The organism is Pseudomonas sp. LAM2023 (assembly GCF_016620375.1).
GTDB lineage: Bacteria > Pseudomonadota > Gammaproteobacteria > Pseudomonadales > Pseudomonadaceae > Aquipseudomonas > Aquipseudomonas anuradhapurensis.
In genome coordinates this window covers 372,019-397,102 of the sequence record NZ_JAENHV010000017.1, presented here as the reverse complement: position 1 = coordinate 397,102, position 25,084 = coordinate 372,019, and the positions used below count along the sequence as shown (strand labels likewise).

The following is a 25,084-nucleotide window of genomic DNA, read 5'->3' as shown; positions in this document are numbered from 1 at the left end:
TCGCGAAAGGGCTGCGTAGCAGCCCCAGGTTTTCAGCGCAGATGCACAAATTGCTGGGGCTGCTTCGCAGCCCTTTCGCGACACAAGGCCGCTCCTACAAGGGGGCGCAGGACGTCCATTGCTACTAGGGCTTCCAGTCAACCCCACTCTCGTCCAGATAAGCATCCACCGCCGCCCCCACGGTGGGATGAAACGCGGTCTCCCCCATGTGCTCGAACAACTCGAACTGCCGCATCTTGTCCTTCACCGGGTCTTTCATCTCGGCAAACTGCAACTCCACCCCGCGCGCCTCCAGGGCCCGGTCCAGCTCGGCGAGCATGTCTGCCGAGGTGACATCGATACTGGTCACCGGTTCTGCCGCAATCACCAGCCGTTGCACCGGGGTAGGCGATGCGTCCACCGCCGCCATCACCGTGCTCTGGAACTGCTCGGCATTGGCAAAGAACAACGGCGCATCCCAACGCAGCAGCACCAGCCCCGGAATGCGCCGGGCCTGTGGATAACGCTGCACGTCATGGTAACCGCGGGTGCCATCCACCCGGCCCAGCACCGCATGATGCGGCCGCCAGCCGTCCCACAGGAACTCGATCACCGAAATCACCACGGCAATGCCGATACCGGGGATCGCACCGAACACCGCCACCCCGACAAAGCAGGTGATGGACAACCAGAACTCCCACTGCTGCATGCGGAAGATGCGCTTGAGGTCGGCGAACTCGAACAGCCCCAGTGCGGCTGCTATCACCACCGCTGCCAGGGCGCTGTTGGGCAGGTACTGCAGCAGGTTGGGCGCCACCAGCAGCAACAGGGTCACCGCCAGTGCACCGATGATGCCGGTGAGCTGGGTCTGCGAGCCGGCCGCTTCGGCCACCGGGGTACGTGACGAACTACTGCTGATGGGGATGCCCTGGAACAGCCCGGCGGCCAGGTTGGCCACGCCCAGGCCGAACATTTCCTGGTTCGGGTTGACCGGCATCTTCATGCGCGCGGCATAGGAGCGCGACAGCACGCTGGTATCGGCGAACGACACCAGCGCCACGGCAATGCCGCCCAGTACCACTTCGACCAGGTCGATGTCGGAGACCCAGGGGAACACGAAACTGGGCAGGCCCTGGGGCAGTTGACCGAGTACCTTGACACCCATCTGCTCAAGGTCGAGCAGGCTCACTGCGAGTGTAGCCAGGACCACGGCGATCAGGATCCCTGGCAGGCGCTTGTAGGGTTTGAGCAGCAGGATCAGCAGCAGGCTACCGCCACCGACGATGAAGCTGGGCCAGTGCCCTTGGCCGGCAAGCAGTGCTTCGCCCAGTTGCCAAAGGTCGCGCAAGGGCCCCTGGCTATCCACCTTGATGCCGAACAGCTTGGGCAACTGGCTGATCAACACGGTGAGGGCAATGCCGTTCATGTAGCCATAGCGGATCGGCTTGGACAGCAGTTCGGTAATGAAGCCCAGGCGCAACAGCCCGGCGATCACGCAGAACGCCCCGGCGACCAGGGCCATCAGGCTGGCGATGGCGATGGCCCGCTGCGGGTCGCTGGCAGCATACTGCACCACCACCGCCAGGATCGGTGCGGCCAGCGCCGAATCCGGGCCCAGCACCAGGATGCGGCTGGGGCCGAACAGGGCATAGGCCAGCAACGGGATGATGGTGGCGTACAGGCCATAGATGCCCGGTACGCCGGAGGCCTCGGCGTAGGCGATGCCCACCGGTACCAGCATGGTGGTGAGCACCAGGCCGGCAGCGATGTCCTTGGGCAGCCAGGCGGGTTGGTAATGGAGCAGGGTGACCAGGCCGGGTAACCAGCGTTGCCAGTCGAAGCGGTTCTTTTCCGCCATGGTGCGCTCCGAGGGAACAGTGCTGAGTCACAGCTTAGATGCTGTTTTTTCTGCCCGCTGGCAAACGCTGCCGTGCCGAGAAAGCAGTACGAGGCTGCTTCTTGCTTATCGTCATTCGCTGCTAGCTCGGATGGTGCCCTGGTTGTTCAACACCAGCCGAATTTCCAGCGTTGGCTATCCCTGAGTTCTCGCCAGTCGAACACCTGTTTGCGTCGGCTGTGGACGGCCTCCAGTTCAATCTGCAGAGGCGTACCGTCTTCGTCGCAAATCAGCTCGGTTACCATGAAGTGCTTTTCCCGGTTTACAGGCTGACACGCCGTCCATTTGGACGACCCCAGCTTGCGCGGATTGAATCTGTTCATCATGTGGATCCCCAGATCACGTTGAGGTTCGTGACGCTCTCCGCCCGACCGGGTCCGGGCCGGCGGAAGCTGCTGGCGACATTTCGAGCTGGGAGCCAGAGCGGGTATTGCTTATTGCTGGCTTTCGGCTAAATTGTACAAAACCTATACAATAATTCAATCTTGTACATATTTTGCTGATCGTCGCCGTAGCGGTGAGGAGTCCAAATGTCCCATTCGTTAGCTGAAAACTATCGCGAAATTCTGCTCGAAGTAGGCGAAGACCCGCAGCGAGAAGGGCTGTTGGACACTCCCCAGCGCGCGGCCAAGGCCATGCAGTACCTGTGCAACGGCTACAGGCTGAATATCGAAGAAGTCATCAATGGAGCGCTGTTCGAGTCCCAGAACGACGAGATGATCGTCGTGCGCGATATCGAGCTTTATTCATTGTGCGAGCACCACATGCTGCCCTTTATTGGCAAGGCGCATGTTGCCTACCTGCCCACTGGCAGGGTGCTGGGGTTGTCCAAGGTCGCGCGCGTGGTCGATGTCTTTGCCCGCCGTCTGCAGATTCAGGAAAACCTCACCCGGCAAATTGCCTGTGCCATACAAGACATCACCGATGCGGCAGGGGTCGCTGTGGTCATCGAAGCAAAGCATATGTGCATGATGATGAGAGGTGTCGAAAAGCAGAACTCGGTGATGGTGTCATCCGTGATGCTGGGCGTGTTCCGCGACTCGGCGACGACGCGCCAGGAGTTTCTTCAACTGATTGGTCGAAACAATTGACCGCAACCTCTACGCCAGCGTCACCAGTGCCTCGCACTCGACCGGGAAATTGACCGAATTGGCAATGAAGCACTCATGGTGCGCCTCCTCATGCAAACGCAAGGCAAGCTCACGGTTCGAGCCGGCGCTGATGGTCACCTGCGGGCGCAGCAGCACATGGGTGAAGCGGCCTTTGCCCTGAGCGTCGCCTTCCACCATGCGTCCCAGGGGCTGGTCGACATAGGCCAGCACATTCACGCCATTTACCGCGCACAAGTGCAGGTACCAGAGCTTGTGGCACGCCGACAGTGAGGCCACCAGCAGGTCTTCCGGGTTCCAGCGCAGGGGGTTACCGCGAAAAGCCGGGTCGGCCGAACCTTCCAGAGTCGACTTGCCCGGGGCTTCGACACTGAAGTCGCGGGCGTAAGCGGTGTAGCTGGATGTGCCATTGCCATTGTTGCCGGTCCAGGTCACCTGGACCTCGTACTGGTGTTCTTTCATGGTTCTTCCTTGAATCGATCTTTCAACCACGGACAGCGCTGACCAGAGCGCTTTTTAACGGTTGTTGCATGGAGTCGCTCAGCACTGTGGGCTTCGCTGCCATGCAAGGAACAGGTCCTGGGCGCGCATTTTGTCAAAGTGACAACGACAGCCTTGAAACCATAGAATATATCGATAGGCGAAACCAAGGACGTTTCTAAAAAATTGTCGATTCTGGGTGCCGCTCAGGTTTCCTTGAACTGTAGGCGGCGCACACTTCGTGCGCCTTTATTGGCGCCATATTCAAACGATGATCCTAGCGAGGGACTGCAATGAAAATGTATCGAGCTTTAGCGCTTCTGCCTTTTTTTGTGACGGGTTGTTCGTCAACAGAAATGCAGGGAGCGTTGAACTCGCTCAATGGTGTAGGGCAATCGATCAGTGCCAATCTGAAGCAGGTATCCCCCGCATCGGTTGGCACAACCAGCAAGAACAGCTTGCTGCGTACACCGCTTTACAACGCTTTGCGGCAGAATATCTCTACGGACGGGCGCGCACCTGAGTGGCCAAAGGTAGTTATCACGAACCTCGACATTCCGGCCGATCAACGTAGCCTGTCCCGCAGTCTAACTCTCAAGGCAAACGACTGCGTTCATTTCGACGCAGTGCTTTGGCACGATGCCAGACGCTCCGAACATTTCGAGAACCTTTCCCTGTGCGCGCCGGACCTGCCCAAGCAGTCCAACAACTTTGTGTTGACCTGGAAGAGCTTTTCCGTATCAGGAAAGACGACAGGCCAAGCCCGTACGGATGGACCAACGCCTCCGTACAGCAAGTTGCCCAGTGATGCGGTCATGGACAGTTGGGTGATGAACCAGTTTGGCCTTTACTATGTGGGCTCGATGCTGACACTGGTTGGCTACGATCCCAACTTCAGCGTTGATGATCGACGTTTCTGGATCAAGAACATCAAGTGAGCTAATAGAAACGAAAGAGCCGCGCTATTGCGCGGCTTTTTCGTATCGAGCTGTTTGGGGCGGCTAATTATACGGAATGGAAGGCGTTGGCTGACGCACACGTTGAAGCGCACTAACAAAACAAAACCCCTTGAAGCCATGGGCCTCAAGGGGTTTGTCAGTACTGCAAACGGCCGCTTAGACGTTGAAGCGGAAGTGCATCACGTCGCCATCCTTGACGATGTAGTCCTTGCCTTCCAGGCGCCATTTACCGGCTTCCTTGGCACCGCTTTCACCCTTGAACTGGATGAAGTCGTCATAGGCCACCACTTCAGCGCGGATGAAGCCTTTTTCGAAATCGGTGTGGATAACCCCGGCTGCCTGCGGTGCGGTGGCACCCACGCGCACGGTCCAGGCGCGTACTTCCTGCACGCCGGCAGTGAAGTAGGTCTGCAGGTTCAGCAGTTCGTAACCGGCGCGGATCACACGGTTCAGGCCAGGCTCTTCCAGGCCCAGGGCCTCGAGGAACATGTCCTTCTCTTCACCGTCTTCCAGCTCGGCGATTTCCGCTTCGATCTTGTTGCACACCGGCACCACGACCGCGCCTTCTTCCTCGGCGATGGCCTTGACCACGTCCAGGTGCGGGTTGTTCTCGAAGCCGTCTTCGGCCACGTTGGCGATGTACATCACCGGCTTGCTGGTCAGCAGATGGAAGCCGCGAATGACCGCCTTGTCTTCGGCGCTCATGTTCTTCATCAGGCTGCGCGCTGGCTTGCCTTCGGTGAAGTGCGGGATCAGCTGTTCGAGAATCGCCTTCTGCGCCAGGGCATCCTTGTCGCCGCCCTTGGCGTTGCGGGCAACCTTCTGCAGCTGCTTCTCGCAGCTGTCGAGGTCGGCGAAGATCAGCTCGAGGTCGATGATCTCGATGTCACGCTTGGGGTCGACGCTGTTGGAAACGTGGATCACGTTCTCGTCTTCGAAGCAGCGCACCACGTGGGCAATGGCGTCGGTCTCGCGGATGTTGGCGAGGAACTTGTTGCCCAGGCCTTCGCCCTTCGACGCACCGGCCACCAGGCCGGCGATGTCGACGAATTCCATGGTGGTCGGCAGGATGCGGTTGGGCTTGACGATTTCAGCCAGCGCATTCAGGCGTGCATCGGGCATCGGCACGATGCCGCTGTTGGGCTCGATGGTGCAGAAAGGGAAGTTCTCCGCCGCGATGCCAGACTTGGTCAGGGCGTTGAACAGGGTGGACTTGCCGACGTTGGGCAGGCCGACGATGCCGCAATTGAAACCCATGGGTATTCCCCTCTCTAAAGGAAATCAGGCCTTCTGGCTGTGCAGCTCGCGCATCGCCTTGGCGAAGTCGCCGGCAAGCACGTCCGGCAGCACGCCGAGGGCAAAATCGATGCTGGCGTCGAGCTTCTCCTGCTCGGCGCGCGGCGCGCGGCCCAGGACGAAGTTGGAGACCAGTTTGGCGTCACCCGGGTGGCCGATGCCAAGCCGCAGGCGGTGGAAGTCGTTCTGGTTGCCGAGCTGCGCGATGATGTCGCGCAGGCCGTTGTGCCCACCATGGCCACCGCCGCGCTTGAGCTTGGCGACGCCCGGGGGCAGGTCGAGTTCGTCATGCGCCACCAGGATCGCTTCCGGCTTGATGCGGAAGAAATTGGCCAAGGCCGCCACGGCCTGGCCGCTGCGGTTCATGTAGGTGGTGGGGATGAGCAGACGAACGTCGTTGCCCTGATGGCTGAATTTAGCCGTCAGGCCGAAATATTTGCGGTCAGCGGTCAACGAGACACGCTGGGCGCTGGCAATGCGTTCAACGAAAAGAGCCCCTGCGTTATGCCGGGTCTGTTCGTATTCGGGGCCGGGGTTACCCAGGCCGACGATCAACTGGATGGCGGTCACGTCAGGGGCTCTTCCTTGGAGTTGGTGGGTTACAGTGCGCGCGGCACTGTAACCCGATCAACGCCGGCGCGCGAGTGGATTACTCGGCAGCGCCTTCTGCTTCTGGAGCAACGCGTGGAGCGTGTACGTTGGCAACAGCTTTGTCATCACCGTGGGCCAGAGCGACGAACTCTACGCCTTTCGGAGCTTTCAGGTCCGACAGGTGGATGATGGTGCCGATTTCAGCGTTGGCCAGGTCGACTTCGATGAACTCAGGCAGGTCCTTGGCTTCGCAGGAAACTTCGATCTCGGCTTCTACGTGGGAGATCTCGCCGCCTTTCTTGACCGGGGCTTCTTCGTTGACGAAGTGAACCGGTACCTTGGCGGTCAGTTTCTGGCCAGCAACGACGCGAACGAAGTCGGCGTGCATGATGAAGCCTTTGGCCGGGTGGCGCTGCAGGGCCTTGACCACGACGTTTTGCTTGGCGCCGTCGACGTTCAGTTCCAGAACGTGGCTGAAGGCAGCCTCGTTTTCGAACAGCTTGGTGATTTCCTTGGCCAGGATGGTCAGGGACTGAGCGTCCTGGTTACCACCGTAGACAACGGCTGGGATGTTCGCGGAGTGACGCAGGCGGCGGCTCGCACCTTTCCCCAGGTCAGTACGCGCTTGGGCGTTCAGAGTGAATTCGGTCATTTTGTTTCTCCAAAATAGCCCCCCGAGGGCGTTTGCGACCAGCGCCAACGGGGATGGCAAAAAAGCCCCGCCCCAACAACCAGTGTTGGGGCGGGGCGCTTTTCGTCAGCGTGTGTTCCGCTTAGCGGAACATCGCGCTGATCGATTCTTCGTTGCTGATGCGGCGTACCGCTTCAGCCACAACCGGTGCGATATCCAGCTGGCGGATACGATCACAGGCTTGAGCAGCGGCGGACAGCGGAACGGTGTTGGTCACCACCAGCTCGTCCAGTACCGACTTCTCGATGTTCTCGATCGCGCGGCCCGACAGGACAGGGTGCGTGCAGTAGGCGTAAACCTTGGCAGCGCCGTGTTCTTTCAGGGCTTTGGCCGCGTGGCACAGGGTGCCGGCGGTGTCGACCATGTCGTCTACCAGGATGCAGGTGCGCCCTTCGACGTCGCCGATGATGTGCATGACCTCGGAGTGGTTAGCCTTCTCGCGGCGTTTGTCGATGATACCCAGGTCGACACCCAGGGACTTGGCGACGGCACGTGCGCGCACGACACCACCGATGTCCGGGGAGACGATCATCAGGTTCTCGAAACGCTGGTCCTCGATATCGTCGACCAGTACGGGCGAGCCGTAGATGTTGTCGACCGGGATATCGAAGAAACCCTGGATCTGGTCAGCGTGCAGGTCGACGGTGAGTACACGGTCGATACCGACGACAGTGAGCATGTCAGCGACGACTTTGGCGCTGATGGCTACACGTGCCGAACGCGGACGGCGGTCCTGGCGGGCGTATCCGAAGTAAGGAATCACGGCGGTGATTCGGGATGCTGAGGAGCGGCGGAAGGCGTCGGCCATCACTACCAGTTCCATCAGGTTATCGTTGGTCGGGGCACAGGTCGGCTGAATAATGAAGACGTCTTTACCGCGAACGTTTTCATTGATCTCGGCACTGATCTCGCCGTCGGAGAACTTACCGACAGAGACGTCACCGAGAGGGATATGCAGCTGACGTACTACACGCCGAGCCAGATCGGGGTTGGCATTCCCCGTAAAGACCATCATCTTGGACACGCGCAGTACCTGGAGGCTGAGGGTAACCTGGATGAGTATAAGGAAAATGGCAGGGGCGGCTGGATTCGAACCAACGCATGGCAGGATCAAAACCTGCTGCCTTACCGCTTGGCGACGCCCCTGTATCTGTTGCTGCGAACGCTTATGCGCTCGACTTCTTGATCAGACTTTGCAGCTTGCGATGCAACATCGAAATATTGCTTCCTTTCGCCACAAACCCTGTTTGGGTCGCTGAAAGAAGGGCCAGAACTTTATCAGCTTCGGCTTTGCTTGGGAAGGCCCCAAACACACAACTTCCAGTTCCGGTTAGTCGAGCTTCAGTGAATTTGCCCAAATAATTCAACGCATTGCGAACTTCCGGGTAACTCTGCTCTACCACCGGTTGGCAGTCATTTCGACTGTTTCCCTCGGGAACGGGGCGCATCTTAAGGGGCAGTGAATCACGTGTCAACTGCGGATGTGAAAAAATTTCTGCTGTGCTGACAGACACTTGCGGCACCAGCACGACATACCAGGGCTCGACCGGGTCGACCGGGGTCAGTTGTTCGCCCACGCCCTGGGCGAAGGCCGCATGGCCGCGCACGAACACAGGTACATCGGCACCCAGGCTCAGGCCCAGGGCGGCCAGGCGGTCTTCGTCCCAGTCCAGTTGCCACAGGTGGGCGAGGGCCAGCAGGGTGGTGGCGGCATCCGAGCTGCCACCGCCGATGCCGCCGCCCATGGGCAACACCTTGGTCAGCCAGATGTCGGCGCCCAGCGTCGTGCCGGATTGTGCCTGCAGCATGCGCGCGGCACGCACGATCAGGTTGCTGTCGTGCGGTACCGTCGCGATCTCGGTGTGCAGGTGGATCACGCCGTCGTCACGCACGGCGAAACTCAGCTCGTCGGCGTGGTCGAGGAACTGGAACACGGTTTCCAGCTCGTGATAGCCGTCGGCGCGGCGGCCGATGATATGCAGCCACAGGTTGAGCTTGGCCGGGGCGGGCAGGGTGAGCGTGCGCATATGTCAGTGCCCCAGCTGGCGTGGCTGCCAGTCCTTGACCACCAGGGTGACGTCGAGGTCCTTGCCGTGCAGCTTCAGGCGCTCGGGCAGCCAATAGCCGTTCTGCTCGGTGTAGCTCAGGTACTGTACCTGCCAGCCATCCTGGTCAAGGCTGGCCAGGCGGCTGTCACCGTCCAGGGTCAGTTTGCTCTTGCTGTCGGGGGCGGGCAGGCCGCGGACCCACCAGACCAAATGGGAGACCGGCAGTTGCCAGCCCAGCTGCTCTTCCAGCAGTGCCTCGGGGCTGCTGGCCTCGTAGCGGCCCTGGTTGGCCACTTCCAGCACCACGCCACCGGGGCGGCCGGTCAGGCGTGCGGCGCCACGGCCCAATGGGCCGGCCAGGCGGATGTCGTAGTAGTCCTGGCGTTGCAGCCAGAACAGCGTACCGCTGCCGGAATCACGCGGGGCGCGGATACCGACCTTGCCGTTGATCTGCCAGCCATCGAGGCTGCTCAACTGCTCTTTATGGGCGCGCCACTGCTGCGGGTTGCCGTGGCCCTCCAGGGCCTCGCGGCTACCGAAACCGGCACAGCCGGCCAGCAGGGCGATCAGGGTGAAGGTGATGCAATGGCGCAGGAACATGGCGTTAAAGGGTCTCGGATCCGGTCAGGCGCAGGAGGGTCTTGCGCAGGATGGGGCTGTCGGCCTGGGCGTCGAAGCCCTTGGCCCAGACCTGGCGGGCTTCGCGGCGCTTGCCGTTGGCCCACAGTACTTCGCCCAGGTGGGCGGCCACTTCATGGTCGGGGAAGCTGGCGAAGGCCCGGCGCAGGTACGACTCAGCCTCGTCGAGGTTACCCAGGCGGTAATTGACCCAGCCCAGGCTGTCGAGTATCGCCGGGTCGTCCGGGGTCAGCTGGTGGGCCTTGTCGATCAGCGCCTTGGCTTCGCTGTAGCGGGTGGTGCGGTCGGCCAGGGTATAACCCAGGGCGTTCAGGGCCATGGCGTTTTCCGGCTCGCGGGCGATGATCGCGCGCAGGTCCTTTTCCATCTGCGGCAGGTCATCGCGCTTTTCCGCCAGCATGGCGCGGGTGTACAGCAGGTTGAGGTCGTCCGGGTAGCGCTGGATGGCCTGCTGCAGGACCTGGCTGGCCTGGGCGTCCTTGTTGTTGTTGCTGTAGCTTTCCGACTCGATCAGGTACAGCTGGATGGCGTAGTCCGGCTGGGCTTCGCGGGCCTCGGCGAGCAGGCGCGAGGCTTCGCTGCCGCGGCCGTTGGCAACCAGGATGTCGGCCTGGCGCAGCTGCGCCGGCAGGTAATCGGGGCCTGGGCCGACCAGGGCGTATTCACGCAGGGCGCCGGCGGGGTCGTGGCGTTCCTCGCGGATGCGGCCCAGGTTCAGGTGCGCGGCGTCGACATTGCTGTCGCGCTCGATCAGCTCCTGCAGGTAGCCTTCGGCTTCATCCCAGTCTTTGTTTTCCAGGCATACCAGGGCCAGCGAATAGCGCAGTTCGTCGTCGTCGGGGTATTGCTGGACCAGGCTGAGGAACTCGCCCTTGGCATCGGCAATGCGGTCCTGTTCGACCAGGGTGCGCGCGTAGGTCAGGCGCAGGCGTTTGTCGTCGGGGTTGTCGCGGATCGCCCCGCGCAGCAGTGGCAGGGCTTCCGGACCACGGTCCAAGGCCTGCAGCAGGCGGGCGCGGAGCAGGATGGGGGCGACCTCGCCGTTTTGCGGCGGGTGCGACTCGAGCAGCTCGAGGGCTTCTTCGGCCTTGCCATCCTGGTTCAGCAGCAGGGCCTTGCCGAACACCAGCTGGCTGTTTTGCGGATACTTGACCAGCAGCCGCTCGAAGCTTTGCAGCAGGCCGTCGCGAGTGCTCTGGTCGGTTTCTGCCGCAGACAGGGCGAGGAAGTCGAAATGAGTGTCACCCTGGCCTTGCAGGACCTTTTCCATGTACGCCATGGACTCGTCATAACGGCCGGCGCGCGCCAGCTGGATGGCGGCGGCGCGCTGGGCGTCGAGGTTCTGCGGGTCGTTGCGGGCCCAGACCAGCGCATTTTCCAGGGCCGGCTCGTCGGCGCCGAGGTATTCGGCAATGCGGTAGGCGCGCTCGGAAACTGCGGGGTCCTGGGTTTTCGCGGCCTGGTCGGTGTAGTTGGCCAGGGCGATGTCGAAGCGGTTGCGTTGGCCGGCCAGCTCTGCCACCAGCAGGCTATAGAGTGTTTCCTGTGTGAACGAGCCATACACCACGGGCTTTTCCGCCTCGCGCTTGGCGGCCTCGGCAGTGGGAGGCTCGGCCTTTTGTGGGGCCAGGCTCTGGCAGCCCTGGAGCAGGGCGAAGGCAAGCAGCAATGCGTATGGTTTGTTCATAAAAGGCTTTAGAAAGACTCACCGGCGGTCGGAGCATGATGACACAAGCGCGGGGGCAAACCCACCTGCGAAGGTATGAAGCTATCGCTTCGCTCATGAAGACCGCGCCATGCACGGGTGGTTCGTCCCAGAGCAGTCACGATGGTACCTGGACTGTTGTTTTTGCTCTTGCTTCGGCTCTTGCTCTTGCTCTTGCTCTTGCTTCTAAGCGCGCAGTAGTCCAGGCGCCGCCGAATGCGACTTCAGGAGGCCGAGCGAAGGGCTTGCGGAGGGAGGTGACGGGCATGGATGCCCGTCAAGCGCTGAGGCCCCATGGATGGGGCCTGCAGCGCGTCCTCCCGGGAGCAAGCCCGTAGCGAGGGGACCCCGGAGCGCAGCGTAGGGGCCGGATGATGGGAGCCAGCGTTTTTTGGTTACTTTTTGCCGCGTTTGGCAAAAAGTGACCCGCCGTAAGGGCGGAAAGGTGACTAAGCGCCGCCTTTGAAAATGAATGTTGATTTCATTGTTGAAGCCCACGCTTGAAAACGAAAAGCGAAAAGCGAAAAGCGAAAAGCGAAAAGCGAAAAGCGAAAAGCGAAAAGCGAAAAGCGAAAAGCGAAAAGCGAAAAGCGAAAAGCGAAAAGCTTGAAGCGGGATAGCGCTGGTTTTTATCGCGCGCAAAGTCCATTGGCGATGGCGACGCTGAATCACCTTTTCGCCCTTACGGCGAGTCACTTTTTGCCAAACGCGGCAAAAAGTAACCAAAAAACGCTGCGCTCCCATCATCCGGCCCCTCCGCTTCGCTCCGGGGTTCCCTCACTCCGGCCTTGCTCCCGGGAGGACGCGCTGCAGGCCCCATCCATGGGGCCTCAGCGCTTGACGGGCATCCATGCCCGTCACCTCCCTCCGCAAGGCCTACGTTCGGCCTACTGAAGTCGCGAAGATCAAAAGCAAGATCAAAAGCAAGATCAAAAGCAAGATCAAAAGCAAGATCAAAAGCGGAGCATGCCTGAAATCGCTGCTTGTGCAGGCCTGGAGGCGGCGATAGCCGCAGCGCTACCAGCGCAATAGCGAACGGTGGTTGTCCTGAAACCTGCGAAAGAGGACAATTATCGGCTTCCCGTCACAACCAGCGACCTTGCATGGCCTTTCTTGCACTTGGTATCAACCATAAGACTGCCTCGGTAGACGTACGCGAGCGCGTGGCGTTTACCCCAGAGCAGCTGGTAGACGCCCTGCAGCAGCTCTGCCGGCTGACATCCAGCCGCGAAGCGGCGATCCTGTCGACCTGCAACCGCAGCGAGCTCTATATAGAGCAGGATCACCTGTCCGCCGATGCCGTGCTGCAATGGCTGGCCGACTATCACCGGCTCAGCCTGGACGAGCTGCGCGCCAGCGCCTACGTGCACGAAGAACACGAGGCGGTGAAACACATGATGCGCGTGGCCTCGGGCCTGGATTCGCTGGTGCTCGGCGAGCCGCAGATCCTCGGCCAGATGAAATCTGCCTATGCTGTGGCGCGTGAAGCCGGGACCGTCGGCCCGCTGCTCGGGCGCCTGTTCCAGGCCACCTTCAGCGCCGCCAAGCAGGTGCGCACCGACACCGCCATCGGCGAAAACCCGGTGTCGGTGGCGTTCGCCGCAGTCAGCCTGGCCAAGCAGATCTTCAGCGACCTGGGCCGCAGCCAGGCCCTGCTGATCGGCGCCGGTGAAACCATCACCCTGGTCGCCCGCCACCTGCACGAGCAGGGCGTGCGCCGCATCGTCGTCGCCAACCGGACCCTGGAGCGGGCCAGCATCCTCGCCGAACAGTTCGGCGCACATGCCGTGCTGCTGGCCGATATTCCCCAGGAACTGGCCAACAGCGACATCGTCATCAGCTCCACCGCCAGCCAACTGCCGATCCTCGGCAAGGGCGCGGTGGAAAGCGCACTGAAGCAGCGCCGACACAAGCCCATCTTCATGGTCGACATCGCCGTGCCACGCGACATCGAGACCGAAGTCGGTGAGCTGGACGATGTCTACCTGTACACTGTCGATGACCTGCACGATGTAGTGGCGGAAAACCTCAAGAGCCGCCAGGGCGCAGCCCAGGCCGCCGAAGAGCTGGTGGCGGTCGGGGCGGAAGATTTCATGCTGCGCCTGCGTGAGCTGGCCGCAGTGGACGTGCTCAAGGCCTATCGCCAGCAAAGCGAGCGCCTGCGCGACGAAGAACTGCAAAAAGCCCTGCGCCTGCTGGCCAACGGCGGCAACCCCGAAGACGTGCTGGCCCAACTGGCCCGGGGGCTGACCAACAAACTCCTGCATGCGCCCAGCGTGCAACTGAAAAGGCTCTCGGCCGAGGGCCGCCTCGATGCGCTGGCCATGGCCCAGGAACTCTTTGCCCTCAACGAGGGCTCGACGGACAAATCCCCGCAATGAAAGCGTCGCTGCTGAACAAACTGGAAATCCTCCAGGACCGCTTCGAAGAACTCACCGCGCTGCTCGGTGATGCCGAGGTCATTTCCGACCAGACGCGCTTCCGCGCCTATTCCCGTGAATACGCCGAAGTCGAGCCGGTCTACGCTGCATATAAAGAGTGGCGCAAAGTCCAGGACGACCTCGAAGGCGCCCAGGCGCTGCTCAAGGACAGTGACCCGGACCTACGCGAAATGGCCGTGGAAGAAGTGCGTGAAGCCAAGGAACAACTGCTGACGCTGGAGGCGCAGCTGCAACGCATGCTGCTGCCCAAAGACCCCAACGACGGCCGCAACGTGTTCCTCGAAATCCGTGCCGGTACCGGTGGCGACGAGGCGGCGATTTTCTCCGGCGACCTGTTCCGCATGTATTCGCGCTACGCCGAAAAGCGTGGCTGGCGCCTGGAAATCCTCTCCGAGAACGAAGGCGAGCACGGCGGCTACAAGGAAATCATCGCCCGCGTCGAGGGTGACAACGTGTACGGCAAGCTCAAGTTCGAGTCCGGCGCGCACCGTGTACAGCGCGTGCCCGAGACCGAGTCCCAGGGCCGTATCCACACGTCGGCGTGCACCGTGGCGGTACTGCCCGAACCGGACGAACAGGCCGCCATCGAGATCAACCCGGCCGACCTGCGTGTGGACACCTACCGCGCATCCGGTGCCGGTGGCCAGCACGTCAACAAGACCGACTCGGCGATCCGCATCACCCACTTGCCGACCGGCATCGTGGTCGAGTGCCAGGAAGAGCGTTCGCAGCACAAGAACCGTGCCCGCGCCATGTCCTGGCTGTCGGCCAAGCTCAACGACATGCAGACCAGCGCCGCGCAGAACGCCATCGCCAGCGAGCGCAAGCTGCTGGTGGGGTCGGGCGACCGCTCCGAGCGCATCCGTACCTACAACTACCCACAGGGCCGGGTGACCGACCACCGTATCAACCTGACCCTGTACTCGCTGGACGACATCCTCGCCGGTGGCGTGGAGGCCGTCATCGAACCGCTGTTGGCCGAATACCAGGCCGATCAGCTGGCCGCGCTGGGGGACTGATGACCATCATCGCCAGCCTGCTGCGCAACGCGCAGCTGCCAGAATCGCCCACCGAGCGGCTGGATGCCGAGCTGTTGCTGGCTGCGGCCATCGGCAAGTCGCGCAGCTACCTGCACACCTGGCCCGAGCGGATCGTCAGCAGCGAAGATGCCGAGACCTATGCCAGCTACCTGCAGCGCCGCCGCGACGGCGAGCCGGTCGCCTACATCCTCGGCCAGCAGGGCTTCTGGACGCTCGACCTGGAAGTCGCCCCGCATACCCTGATCCCGCGGCCGGATACCGAGCTGCTGGTGGAAACCGCCCTTGAAGTGCAACCCGCCACGCCGGCCAAGGTCCTTGACCTGGGCACCGGCACCGGCGCGATTGCCCTGGCCCTGGCCAGCGATCGCCCGGCCTGGCAGGTAACCGCAGTGGACCGGGTGGAGGAGGCTGCCGCCCTGGCCGAGCGCAACCGCCAGCGCCTGGGCCTGGCCAACGCCCAGGTGCGGGTCAGCCACTGGTTCGACAGCCTGGTCGGCGAGCGTTTCGACCTGATTGTCAGCAACCCGCCGTACATTGCCGCCGCCGACCCGCACCTGGCCGTCGGCGATGTACGTTTCGAGCCCAGCAGCGCCCTGGTGGCCGGCGCCGATGGCCTGGACGACCTGCGCGTCATCGCCGCCCAGGCCCCCGCCCACCTGGTAGCGGGCGGCTGGCTGCTGCTGGAACACGGCTACGATCAGGCAGCGGCAGTACGCGCCTTGCTGGCTGAACAAGGCTTCACCGAGGTCGCCAGCCGCACCGACCTGGGTGGCCATGAACGCATTACCCTGGGACGCCTGCCATGCTGAGTGATCAGGAACTGCTGCGTTACAGCCGGCAGGTATTGCTGGCCCAGATCGACATTGACGGCCAGTTGCGCCTCAAGCGGAGCAAGGCGCTGATCGTCGGGCTCGGTGGCCTTGGTTCACCGGTCGCCTTGTACCTGGCTGCCGCCGGCGTGGGCGAGCTGCACCTGGCCGACTTCGACACCGTCGACCTGACCAACCTGCAACGCCAGGTCATTCACGACAGTGCCAGCGTCGGCATGAGCAAGGTCGATTCGGCCTTGCAGCGTTTGCAGGCGATCAACCCGGAAATCAGCCTGGTCGCCCATCGCCAGGCACTGGACGAAGACTCGCTGGCCGCAGCAGTGGCAGCGGTCGACCTGGTGCTGGACTGCTCCGACAACTTCAGTACCCGCGAGGCGGTCAATGCCGCCTGTGTCGCTGCGGTCAAACCGCTGGTCAGCGGTGCGGCGATCCGCCTGGAGGGGCAGCTGTCGGTATTCGACCCACGGCGCGACTACAGCCCTTGCTACCACTGCCTGTACGGCCATGGCAGCGAAGCCGAACTGACCTGCAGCGAAGCCGGGGTGATTGGCCCTCTGGTCGGCCTGGTAGGCAGCCTGCAGGCGCTGGAGGCCATGAAGCTGCTGGCCGGGTTTGGCGAACCGCTGGTCGGGCGCTTGCTGCTGATCGATGCCCTTGGCACCCGCATGCGCGAATTGCGGGTGAAACGCGACCCGGCCTGTGCGGTCTGCGGTAAGCGCGATGGCTGAGCGCTCGGCGCCGATCGGCGTGATGGATTCTGGGGTAGGCGGCTTGTCGGTACTCGCCGAGATCCAGCGTTTGCTGCCCCACGAGACGCTGCTGTACGTGGCCGATTGCGGTCACGTGCCGTATGGCGAGAAGACCCCGGACTATATCCGTGAGCGTTGCCGGCGCATTGCCGGGTTCTTCCATGAACAAGGCGCCAAGGCCATGGTGCTGGCCTGCAACACCGCAACGGTGGCAGCGGTGGCCGACCTGCGTGAGTTGTACCCGAGCTGGCCGCTGGTTGGCATGGAGCCGGCGGTAAAGCCCGCTGCGGCCGCCACGCGTTCCGGCGTGGTGGGTGTGCTGGCGACCACTGGTACCCTGCAGAGCGCCAAGTTCGCCGCCTTGCTCGACCGTTTCGCCAGCGACGTACAGGTCATCACTCAGCCTTGCCCGGGCCTGGTCGAGCGCATCGAGGCGGGTGACCTGGCCAGCCCGGCGCTGCACCAGTTGCTGTCGGGTTATGTGCAGCCTCTGCTGGCTGCGGGCTGCGATACCCTGATCCTCGGCTGCACCCATTATCCCTTCCTGCGCCCGTTGCTGGCCGACATGGTGCCTGCCGACGTGGCAATCATCGACACCGGCGCCGCGGTGGCACGCCAGCTGCAACGCTTGCTGGCCGCACATGACCTGCTGGCCGCTGGGCCTGCCGGCGATACCCGCTTCTGGACCAGCGCCGATCCGCGAGCGTTGAGAAAAATCCTACCTTTGCTGTGGCATAAATCCGACAGTGTGCAAAGCTTTGCGTTGTGAAAAAAACGTGAAATCAAGCTGAACTATCGTACTACTGCCGCTTTCTACCGTTTGCCTGCCATGAGGCAGACACTAATAACAGCATCAGGAAGAAGGATGTTTCTCATGAAGAAACTGCTGTGCTTGGCGGCGGCTGCCGTCGTAACCCTGGGGCAAGCATTGTCGGCGCAGGCTGCCGACGTTTCGTTTTCGGTGGGCCAGACCGGCGACTCGACCATGGTCTATCGGCTGGGGCTGCAATCGAACTGGGACGCGAGCTGGTGGCAAACCAGTGTCGGCCGCCTGACCGGTTACTGGGATGGGGCCTACAGCTATTGGGACGGGGATGAGACCGCGAGCAATCACAGCCTCTCGTTCGCACCGGTATTCGTCTATGAATTTGCTGGCGACTCGGTGAAGCCGTACATCGAGGCGGGTATTGGCGTGGCAGCGTTCTCCAGTACCGAGCTGGAAGACAACGACCTGGGCTCGTCATTCCAGTTCGAAGACCGCATCGGCTTTGGCCTGCGCTTTGCCGGTGGGCATGAGATCGGGGTACGGGCGATCCACTATTCCAACGCCGGCCTGAAACAGCCCAACGATGGGGTCGAAAGCTACAGCCTGCATTACCGCATGGCGCTCTGAACCCGCCTGGCAGTCGGGCCCTGCAGGCGCCATGCCGGCTAGCGTGGCAAAGGCCACAAACCGCTTGGGTCCAGGGTTTCCAGGACCAGCTCCGGCTCCCGCTGCGGCCACCGCCGCCGCAGCTCTTCTGCCGCGCTCTGCGCTGCCCACGCCTCCGGTATCGCCTGCACCGGGGTCACCGGTGCCTTGAGCGACTGTGGTCCCACCACGGTCAGCTCGATCCCTTCGGCTTTCAATGCCTGGCGCTGCTTGCGCATCCACTGCGGCATGTTGTTCCAGTCTGCGCTCGGCTGCGTCGGCGCGTACAACTGCAACGCCGAATAACGGTTGAAAACCGCCATCACCTGCGGCGAGTCACCTTGCGCCAGCAATGGCAGCGCATTGGCCAGGCAATTTTCGCCGGCCAACTGGTTGCTGGTGACAATTGCCTCGAACAGTTCGCTGGCTGGCACATTGTCCGCCAGGTAATCGCTGGTCCCGGCATTCAGGATCAGGCCATCCAGCGAGCACCAGGCATGGCAGATCTGCTGGCTGGCCTGTGCCGCCTGCTGTTCTTCATGCAACTGCCAGGGCAAACGCAACAGCTGGCGGCCATAGCGCGCCGCCAAGGCATCCAGCGCCTCGTCCTCCTTGCCACTTGCGGCTACCTGATGCCCTTGCCCAAGTAACCCCTCCACCAACGCCAGGCCTAGTCCGTTGGCGGCGCCCGTCACCCAGATACGACGAACATTATTCACGATACTGCCCTCTGATCCTGCCGACGGGGGAGGTTCTTGAATGCTTCCAGTGCGCGTTGGCGACTACTGTCGAGATCGACAATGGGACTGTGATAGCAATGTGTAGCAAAAAGATCGGCTGTCTTCACCGGCAAGTGAATAGTTTTTTCATTCAGCCCCTGCAATTCAGGCAACCAGTGGCGAATGAATTGCCCCTGGGGGTCGAAACGCTGCGATTGCGAAACCGGGTTGAACAGGCGGAAATAGGGTACGGCGTCGGTGCCGGTGGACGCGCTCCACTGCCAGCCGCCGTTGTTGGCAGCGAGGTCGCCATCGATCAGGTGGCGCATGAAGTGCCGTTCGCCCTTGCGCCAGTCGATCAGCAGGTTCTTGCTGAGGAACATGGCCACGATCATGCGCAGGCGGTTGTGCATCCAGCCGGTGTGCAGCAGCTGGCGCATTGCCGCGTCGATGATTGGAAAGCCGGTGCGGCCCTGTTCCCAGGCAGCGAGGTCGCCCGGTGCGTCGCGCCAGGGCAACGCTTCGGTATGGGCGCGGAAGGCGCGGTGGCGCGAGACCTGTGGATAACCGGTCAGGATGTGTTTGTAGAATTCGCGCCAGAGCAGTTCGTTGATCCAGGTCTGCACGCCGCTGCTGCCGCTGTCGAACTCGCCTCGGTTGCTGGCCAAGGCGGCGTGCAGGCACTGGCGCGGCGAGATCACGCCGGCGGCCAGATAGGGGGACAGCTGGCTGGTGCCAGGCTTGGCCGGCAAGTCGCGCAGCTGGTGGTAATCGTCGATGGTTTCGTCGACAAAGCGGGCCAGCCGCGCCTGTGCCTCGGTTTCACCGGCAGGCCAATGTTCGCGCAGGGAGCGCCCCGGCTGTTCGAAGCCATTCACTTGCTCGGGTATGGGGTCGCTGGCGACCTGGAGCGGTGCCTGACGCTGCACCCGCCGGGCCAGGGCCGGCAGGCTGCGGTGCAGGTGCTCCAGGCAGCTCTTCTTGAACTGGCTGAACACCTGGAAGTAGTCACCACTGCGGGTGAGGATGCTGCCCGGACGGAACAACAGCTGGTCGAGATGGCTGTGAACCTGGATGGCCGAGCGTTCCAGCAAGGCCCGTGTGGCGTCGTCACGGCGCTGCTCGTTGAGGCCGTACTCTTCGTTCCAGTGCACACCTTGCACCCGATGCTGGCGGCAAACCTTGAGCACGGCCTGTGGCGCCTGTTCCCAGCTGTCGACCGTGCGAATCAGCAGGGGGATGTTCAAGCGCGCCAGTGACTGGCTCAGGTCGCGCAGGTTACGCAGCCAGAAGTCGACTTTGCAGGCTGCATCGTCATGTGCCAGCCACTGCCCGGGGCTGACCAGCCACAAGGCGATGGTCGGGCCGCGTTCAGTGGCGGCACTGAGTGCGGTATTGTCATCGATGCGCAGGTCGCTGCGCAGCCAGGTCAATTGCATGATGAGTCCAGTCCTGCAGGCGGCCGCTCATTGCCCTGAAGCAACCGCAGGGCGGCCTGGGGGGTGTCGAACAAGGAGAGGTCGGGGTGGTCGAGGTTACCGAGCTGCGCTTCGTGCATGGCCACTGTCGGTCCGCCCAGCAGGGCGGGCGTTGGCAGATTGCGTAGCATGCGTTGCAGCGCCTTGGCATCGATGCGCGGGCCAAGGTACAGGATGACGGCGCGCACTTTCAGGGTGGTGGCGGCATGGCTGAGTTGAGCACCTGCGATGGGGTGTTCCAGCACTTCCACGGCGATACCGTTATTGGTCAGCAGCCAGGCGCATAACCACAGTTCAGGGTTGAAGCCGCGCTCGTGATCATCGGCCAATAGCACCGCAGGGCCTTGCAGCAACTGGTTGTCGTGATAGACCCGGGCACCGAGCTTGCTGCGCAGCCATGTGTTGAAAAAGATCTGTTCCAGCCCTGCATTGAAGTAGTTGCGCCAGCGCAGCTCGAGTATGTCGAGCAGCGGCAGCAGCAATTGCTCGCACAGGGTCACTGCCGGGTACAGCGCCATGGCCTGGTTGAGCTGCTGGTCGAGCGCACGCTGGGATAGATTGGCGATGGCTTCGATCAACTGGAACTGCCTGGCCTGCCAGTCGCCTTTGGGGGGCGTGGCAGTGGGCTTGTCGAGTAGCTCGCCTACCTGGCTGACCGATGCACCGCGCTGCAGCCAGGCGAGGATCGTCTGTACCCGCTCCACCTGGTCCAGCGGATACAGGCGATGGCCCTTGGCTGTGCGCTGAGGCTTGAGCAAGCCGTAGCGCCGCTCCCACGCCCGCAGGGTAACCGGGTTGACGCCGGTGCGACGGGCCAGCTCGCCGATGGGCAGCAAAATCTCAGACAGCATTGCGCAACCCCAGGCGCTCGGGATGCGGCTGCAGGTAGGCCTGTTGCAACAGGTACGGGTCGGGGTGCTTGCGCAAGTGGTGCTTGAGCAAGGTCAGCGGCACCACCAGTGGCACCACGCCTTGCCGGTACTGGCTGATGATGCTCTGCAGCTCGGCCTTGTCCTGCTGCGTCAGGGCATCCTTGAAATAGCCGCTCAGGTGCTGCAGCACATTGCCATGGGTGCCACGGCTGGCGCAGCGGCGCAGCGCCTGCATCAGCTGGCTGAAGTAGCGCGGGCCGATGCTTTGCGGGTCGTCATCACGGCGCATGCTGCCGAGCATGCGCCCCAGGGTGCGGTAGGCCTGGGGGTTGTTGGCCATCAGCAGGTACTTGTAGCGCGCATGGAAATGCACCAGCGCCCCACGGCTCAGGCCCTCGGCCAGCAGGCGCTGCCAGTCGGCATAGGCGTATACCCGGCTGATGAAGTTCTCGCGCAGCACGGCATCGTGCAGGCGGCCTTCTTCTTCCACGGGCAGGTCCGGGCGCTGTGCGCAGAACGCCTGGGCGTACACACCACGCCCGTTGTGGAAGGCCGGGCGGCCGTTGTCCTGGTAGACCTTGACCCGCTCCAGCCCGCAGGACGGCGACTTTTGCATGAAGATGTAGCCGCAGATGTCATCGAGTTCCGCGGCCATCTGCTGGCCATAACTGCGCAGCGGGCCGGTCAGGTCGATGTCGGGGTTGCGTGTGCCGACCACTTCCGGTTGCTCGGGGTCGCCGACCAGGCGAATCGGGTCGCGCGGTACGCCCAGGCCGATGGCCACTTCAGGGCATACCGGCAACCAGTCGAAATGTTCCTCGAGCTGCGTTCGACACAGGTCGGAGGCCTTGTGGCCGCCGTTATAGCGCACGCTGTGACCGGTCAGGCAGGCACTGATGGCAATGCGCGGCTTGCGATGCGTGGAGGGGTCGTGCATGGCTGTCTCCATAAACCTGTACATGGTCAAAAACTTGTACAGGTCAATTCCAGCACAGCCAAGAAATTATGCAAACTAGTTTTTTTGTATAACTCTGTCACTCAAGGTGTTCAAGCAACCGCCGCGCTGCTTCCTGGCCACTCAGCCAGGCGCCCTCGACACGCCCGGACAGGCACCAGTCGCCACAGGCGTACAAGCCTTGGTCGGCATCGGCCAGCGCGCCCCATTCATGGTTGCTGGTCGGGCGGGCATACAGCCAGCGGTGGGCCAAGGCAAAGGTCGGTGCCGGTACCACGCAGCCGACCAGCTCGGCGAATTCGCCCCACAGCTGTTCGATCACCTCTTCCTTGGCCAGGTCGATGTGTTGCCGGCTCCAGGCTGAGGTGGCGTGCAGCACCCAGGTGTCGAGCTGCTCGTCACGGCCTGGTTTGCTGCGGTTGCGCGCCAGCCAGTCGAGTGGGTTGTCCTGCACGAAGCAGCCTTGCATCGGGGTGTCCAGCGGGGTCTGGAAGGTCAGGGCGACGGCCCAGGTGGGCTCCATCTGCACGCCAGCGGCAACGGCAGCCAGCTTCGGGGTAGCGGCCAGCAGCGGTGTGGCTTGTGGGGCCGGCACGGCGATGACCACGCGGCTGTACGGGCCGTGGCTGCAGCCTTCGGTATCCTGCAGGTGCCAGTACTGCTTGCCACGGAACACTTCGGCGATGCGGCAGCCGAAGTTGACGGTCACATCCTTGAGCAGGCCGCGGGTGATGGCGCTCATGCGCGGTACCCCCACCCAGCGCGTCTGCTCGTCGGGCGAGGGGCTGAGTTCGCCATCGCGGTAGTTGTACAGCTGCGGTTTCCATTGCTCGGCCCAGCCGGCGGCAACCCACTGTTGCACCTGCTCGACGAAGCGCCGGTCGCGCGCGGTGAAGTACTGGGCACCAAGATCCAGCGCGCCAGCCTCGCTGCGCTTGCTGGCCATGCGCCCGCCACTGCCATGGCCTTTGTCGAACAAATGCACGGATTGCCCGGCCTTCTGCAAAGCCTGGGCGGCAGACAGGCCGGCGATACCGGCCCCGATGATGGCGATTGGTACTGTCATGATGGCCTCTTTAAACCTTGCTGTAAGCAGACTACGCTGTCAGGCAAACCTGTACAATGCACAATTTTTGTATAAGGTTATACCGCTTTGGCGGGCAGGTTGGCCTATGTTTATCCGAGAGCGTCGGGTCAAAAAAGTGCCTTGTTGTTAAAAATAGACCACCGCCGCAATCTGCGAGGACACTGCCATGCATATATTACTGACAGGCGGCACCGGGTTGATTGGCCGGCACCTGTGCCGCTACTGGCTTGGCCAGGGACATCGGCTGACGGTGTGGAGCCGCCGACCTGAGCAGGTGCCGACGATCTGCGGGGCGGGCGTGCGTGGCATCGCCCGCCTGGAGCAACTGGAGCCGGGCGATCAGCTCGATGCGGTGGTCAACCTGGCCGGTGCACCGATCGCCGACCGCCCCTGGACGGCGACTCGGCGCAACCTGCTGTGGGCCAGCCGTATCGCCCTCACCGAACAATTGCTGAGCTGGCTGGGCAGCCGTGAGCAGCGCCCGGAAGTGCTGATCTCGGGTTCGGCGGTGGGCTGGTACGGGGATGGCGGCGAACGCGAGCTGAGCGAGGCTTCACCCCCGGTGCGAGAGGATTTCGCCAGCCAGTTGTGCATTGCCTGGGAAGAAACCGCCCTGCGTTCGCAGGCCCAGGGCATCCGCGTGGTGCTGGTACGGACCGGGTTGGTGCTGGCCAGCGATGGCGGCTTTTTGTCGCGCCTGCGCCTGCCCTTCAAGCTGGGACTGGGCGGGCCCCTGGGCCACGGGCGGCAATGGATGCCCTGGATCCATATAGACGACCAGGTGGCCCTGATTGATTTTCTCTTGCAGCACAAGGACGCCAGCGGTCCCTATAATGCCTGCGCCCCAGAGCCGGTGCGCAACCGCGAGTTCGCCAGGCGCCTGGGCCGCACCTTGCATCGCCCGGCGCTGCTGCCGGTGCCGGCGGTGCTGCTCAAGGCCCTTCTGGGCGAGCTGTCGATCCTCCTGCTCGGCGGCCAGCGCGCGCGCCCGGTACGCTTGCTGGCGGCAGGCTTCACCTTCCGCTTCAACGATCTGCAATCGGCCCTGGACAACCTGTCCAGCCAACTTTGACATAGGACGCTGCATGACCGATCACGCTCTGCTGCTGGTCAACCTGGGTTCCCCTGCCTCCACTTCGGTGGCCGATGTGCGCCGCTACCTCGACCAGTTCCTCATGGACCCGTATGTGGTCGACCTGCCCTGGCCGCTGCGGCGCCTGCTGGTGTCGCTGATCCTGATCAAGCGGCCGGAGCAGTCGGCGCACGCCTATGGCTCGATCTGGTGGGACGAGGGCTCGCCGCTGGTGGTGCTGACCCGGCGCCTGCAGGCGGCCATGGTCGAACACTGGCCCCACGGCCCGGTGGAAATCGCCATGCGCTACGGCCAGCCGGCCTTGCCTGAGGTGCTGGAACGGCTTGCCCGACAAGGCGTGCGCAAGGTGACCCTGGCGCCGCTTTACCCACAGTTCGCCGACAGCACGGTGACCACCGTGGTAGAGCAGGCCAGGCGGACCATCGAAGAGCAGCGGTTAGCGCTGCAGATGCGCGTGCTGCAACCGTTCTACCAACACCCGGCGTACATCGAGGCGCTGGCCGCCAGCGCCCGTCCTTACCTGGAACAGCCGTATGACCACGTACTGCTCAGCTTCCATGGCCTGCCGGAGCGGCACCTGAAGAAGCTGTTCCCCAAAGGCAGCCGGCACGACCTGCGGGCTGCCGATTGCTGCCATGATGCGTCCGCCGAGGTACGGGCGGTTTGCTACCGTGGGCAGTGCCTGGCCACGGCCAGGGCTTTTGCGCAGAAAATGGGCATCGCCGAGGGTAAGTGGTCGGTATCGTTCCAGTCGCGGCTGGGCCGGGACAAGTGGATCGAGCCCTACACCGAGACGCGGCTGGATGAGTTGGCCAAGGCTGGGGTGAAGAAGTTGCTGGTGATGTGCCCGGCATTCGTCGCCGATTGCATCGAGACGCTGGAAGAAATCGGCATGCGTGGCAGCGAGCAGTTTGTCGAGGCGGGTGGGCAGGAGCTGGTGCTGGTGCCGTGCCTGAATGACCACCCGGAGTGGGCGAGGGTGCTGGCTGACATGTGCGAAAAGGCTTGAACAGCT

At 62.7% G+C, this 25,084-nt stretch carries 25 protein-coding genes and 1 tRNA gene; 10 read left to right on the top strand and 16 right to left on the bottom strand.

Features of this window, described 5'->3' with window-relative positions; genetic code table 11:
• Positions 1-124: 124 nt before the first annotated feature.
• Together JKP78_RS11830 and JKP78_RS11825 are read right to left on the bottom strand one after the other, a co-directional pair.
• Positions 125-1,837 carry a SulP family inorganic anion transporter gene (locus tag JKP78_RS11830; protein ID WP_200626711.1) on the bottom strand — a complete coding sequence of 571 codons (1,713 nt, stop codon included), beginning with the start codon at positions 1,835-1,837 and terminating at the stop codon, positions 125-127.
• A gap of 146 nt (positions 1,838-1,983) precedes the next feature.
• Positions 1,984-2,199 carry a TIGR02450 family Trp-rich protein gene (locus JKP78_RS11825; RefSeq protein ID WP_200626761.1) on the bottom strand — a complete coding sequence of 72 codons (216 nt, stop codon included), beginning with the start codon at positions 2,197-2,199 and terminating at the stop codon, positions 1,984-1,986.
• A 207-nt stretch (positions 2,200-2,406) separates the two neighbouring features.
• On the opposite strand from JKP78_RS11825, the gene folE reads away from it, so the two are divergent.
• Positions 2,407-2,967: a GTP cyclohydrolase I FolE gene (folE, locus tag JKP78_RS11820; RefSeq protein WP_200626710.1), complete on the top strand. Its 561-nt coding sequence runs from the start codon at positions 2,407-2,409 to the stop codon at positions 2,965-2,967.
• 9 nt (positions 2,968-2,976) lie between these two features.
• Here folE and JKP78_RS11815 read toward each other — a convergent pair whose 3' ends face one another.
• The gene (locus tag JKP78_RS11815) at positions 2,977-3,447 is read right to left on the bottom strand and encodes an OsmC family protein (RefSeq protein ID WP_200626709.1); all 471 of its coding nucleotides are present in this window, start codon (positions 3,445-3,447) and stop codon (positions 2,977-2,979) included.
• 311 nt (positions 3,448-3,758) lie between these two features.
• Here JKP78_RS11815 and JKP78_RS11810 point away from each other — a divergent pair, with 311 nt between their 5' ends.
• Entirely contained in the window at positions 3,759-4,403 is a 645-nt protein-coding gene (locus tag JKP78_RS11810; RefSeq protein ID WP_234454594.1) for a hypothetical protein, read from the top strand.
• Between the two features lie 177 nt (positions 4,404-4,580).
• On the opposite strand, the gene ychF is transcribed toward JKP78_RS11810, so the two are convergent.
• The 8 genes from ychF to JKP78_RS11770 all read right to left on the bottom strand — a co-directional run bounded on the left by ychF (position 4,581) and on the right by JKP78_RS11770 (position 11,376).
• A complete protein-coding gene (gene ychF / locus JKP78_RS11805; protein ID WP_170028247.1) occupies positions 4,581-5,681 on the bottom strand; it encodes a redox-regulated ATPase YchF in 1,101 nt (366 codons plus the stop codon).
• A gap of 24 nt (positions 5,682-5,705) precedes the next feature.
• On the bottom strand, positions 5,706-6,290 hold the full coding sequence (gene pth, locus JKP78_RS11800) for an aminoacyl-tRNA hydrolase (RefSeq protein ID WP_051095896.1): 585 nt from the start codon (positions 6,288-6,290) through the stop codon (positions 5,706-5,708).
• A gap of 79 nt (positions 6,291-6,369) precedes the next feature.
• Positions 6,370-6,963: a 50S ribosomal protein L25/general stress protein Ctc gene (locus JKP78_RS11795; RefSeq protein ID WP_087502895.1), complete on the bottom strand. Its 594-nt coding sequence runs from the start codon at positions 6,961-6,963 to the stop codon at positions 6,370-6,372.
• Positions 6,964-7,084: 121 nt separating this feature from the next.
• Positions 7,085-8,026 carry a ribose-phosphate pyrophosphokinase gene (locus JKP78_RS11790; protein WP_016391678.1) on the bottom strand — a complete coding sequence of 314 codons (942 nt, stop codon included), beginning with the start codon at positions 8,024-8,026 and terminating at the stop codon, positions 7,085-7,087.
• A gap of 47 nt (positions 8,027-8,073) precedes the next feature.
• Positions 8,074-8,148 (bottom strand) — tRNA-Gln (locus JKP78_RS11785).
• A gap of 20 nt (positions 8,149-8,168) precedes the next feature.
• Positions 8,169-9,029: a 4-(cytidine 5'-diphospho)-2-C-methyl-D-erythritol kinase gene (ispE, locus tag JKP78_RS11780; RefSeq protein ID WP_200626708.1), complete on the bottom strand. Its 861-nt coding sequence runs from the start codon at positions 9,027-9,029 to the stop codon at positions 8,169-8,171.
• Positions 9,030-9,032: 3 nt separating this feature from the next.
• On the bottom strand, positions 9,033-9,650 hold the full coding sequence (lolB, locus tag JKP78_RS11775) for a lipoprotein insertase outer membrane protein LolB (protein ID WP_170028250.1): 618 nt from the start codon (positions 9,648-9,650) through the stop codon (positions 9,033-9,035).
• Between the two features lie 4 nt (positions 9,651-9,654).
• Complete coding sequence (locus tag JKP78_RS11770) at positions 9,655-11,376, bottom strand: tetratricopeptide repeat protein (protein WP_200626707.1); 1,722 nt, start codon at positions 11,374-11,376, stop codon at positions 9,655-9,657.
• Between the two features lie 1,121 nt (positions 11,377-12,497).
• Here JKP78_RS11770 and hemA point away from each other — a divergent pair.
• The 6 genes from hemA (at position 12,498) to JKP78_RS11740 (ending at position 17,847) form a co-directional block, all read left to right on the top strand.
• Complete coding sequence (gene hemA / locus JKP78_RS11765; RefSeq protein ID WP_170028252.1) at positions 12,498-13,775, top strand: glutamyl-tRNA reductase; 1,278 nt, start codon at positions 12,498-12,500, stop codon at positions 13,773-13,775.
• On the top strand, positions 13,772-14,854 hold the full coding sequence (prfA, locus tag JKP78_RS11760; protein ID WP_170028253.1) for a peptide chain release factor 1: 1,083 nt from the start codon (positions 13,772-13,774) through the stop codon (positions 14,852-14,854). The genes hemA and prfA overlap by 4 nt, the downstream gene beginning before the upstream one ends.
• Positions 14,854-15,684: a peptide chain release factor N(5)-glutamine methyltransferase gene (gene prmC, locus JKP78_RS11755; protein ID WP_200626706.1), complete on the top strand. Its 831-nt coding sequence runs from the start codon at positions 14,854-14,856 to the stop codon at positions 15,682-15,684. Before prfA ends, prmC begins: the two co-directional genes overlap by 1 nt.
• The gene (locus JKP78_RS11750; RefSeq protein WP_170028255.1) at positions 15,678-16,433 is read left to right on the top strand and encodes a molybdopterin-synthase adenylyltransferase MoeB; all 756 of its coding nucleotides are present in this window, start codon (positions 15,678-15,680) and stop codon (positions 16,431-16,433) included. The genes prmC and JKP78_RS11750 overlap by 7 nt, the downstream gene beginning before the upstream one ends.
• Positions 16,426-17,223 carry a glutamate racemase gene (gene murI, locus JKP78_RS11745; protein WP_200626705.1) on the top strand — a complete coding sequence of 266 codons (798 nt, stop codon included), beginning with the start codon at positions 16,426-16,428 and terminating at the stop codon, positions 17,221-17,223. Before JKP78_RS11750 ends, murI begins: the two co-directional genes overlap by 8 nt.
• Positions 17,224-17,328: 105 nt before the next feature.
• Positions 17,329-17,847 carry an acyloxyacyl hydrolase gene (locus JKP78_RS11740; protein ID WP_200626704.1) on the top strand — a complete coding sequence of 173 codons (519 nt, stop codon included), beginning with the start codon at positions 17,329-17,331 and terminating at the stop codon, positions 17,845-17,847.
• 38 nt (positions 17,848-17,885) lie between these two features.
• Here JKP78_RS11740 and JKP78_RS11735 read toward each other — a convergent pair whose 3' ends face one another.
• From JKP78_RS11735 to JKP78_RS11715, 5 genes are all read right to left on the bottom strand, one after another.
• Positions 17,886-18,584 (bottom strand): SDR family NAD(P)-dependent oxidoreductase, encoded by a 699-nt coding sequence (locus tag JKP78_RS11735; protein ID WP_186686394.1) that lies wholly within the window; start codon positions 18,582-18,584, stop codon positions 17,886-17,888.
• Positions 18,581-20,023 (bottom strand): deoxyribodipyrimidine photo-lyase, encoded by a 1,443-nt coding sequence (phrB, locus tag JKP78_RS11730; protein WP_200626703.1) that lies wholly within the window; start codon positions 20,021-20,023, stop codon positions 18,581-18,583. The genes JKP78_RS11735 and phrB overlap by 4 nt, the downstream gene beginning before the upstream one ends.
• On the bottom strand, positions 20,014-20,913 hold the full coding sequence (locus JKP78_RS11725; RefSeq protein WP_200626702.1) for a MerR family transcriptional regulator: 900 nt from the start codon (positions 20,911-20,913) through the stop codon (positions 20,014-20,016). The genes phrB and JKP78_RS11725 overlap by 10 nt, the downstream gene beginning before the upstream one ends.
• A complete protein-coding gene (locus JKP78_RS11720; RefSeq protein ID WP_186686387.1) occupies positions 20,903-21,871 on the bottom strand; it encodes a YbgA family protein in 969 nt (322 codons plus the stop codon). Before JKP78_RS11720 ends, JKP78_RS11725 begins: the two co-directional genes overlap by 11 nt.
• Positions 21,872-21,968: 97 nt before the next feature.
• A complete protein-coding gene (locus tag JKP78_RS11715) occupies positions 21,969-22,955 on the bottom strand; it encodes an NAD(P)/FAD-dependent oxidoreductase (RefSeq protein ID WP_200626701.1) in 987 nt (328 codons plus the stop codon).
• A 187-nt stretch (positions 22,956-23,142) separates the two neighbouring features.
• Between JKP78_RS11715 and JKP78_RS11710 the strand changes: the two genes are divergently transcribed.
• Together JKP78_RS11710 and hemH are read left to right on the top strand one after the other, a co-directional pair.
• On the top strand, positions 23,143-24,048 hold the full coding sequence (locus JKP78_RS11710) for a TIGR01777 family oxidoreductase (RefSeq protein ID WP_186686383.1): 906 nt from the start codon (positions 23,143-23,145) through the stop codon (positions 24,046-24,048).
• A gap of 13 nt (positions 24,049-24,061) precedes the next feature.
• Positions 24,062-25,078, top strand: a complete 1,017-nt coding sequence (gene hemH / locus JKP78_RS11705; RefSeq protein ID WP_200626700.1) for a ferrochelatase — start codon at positions 24,062-24,064, stop codon at positions 25,076-25,078.
• The last annotated feature ends 6 nt before the right edge of the window (positions 25,079-25,084 follow it).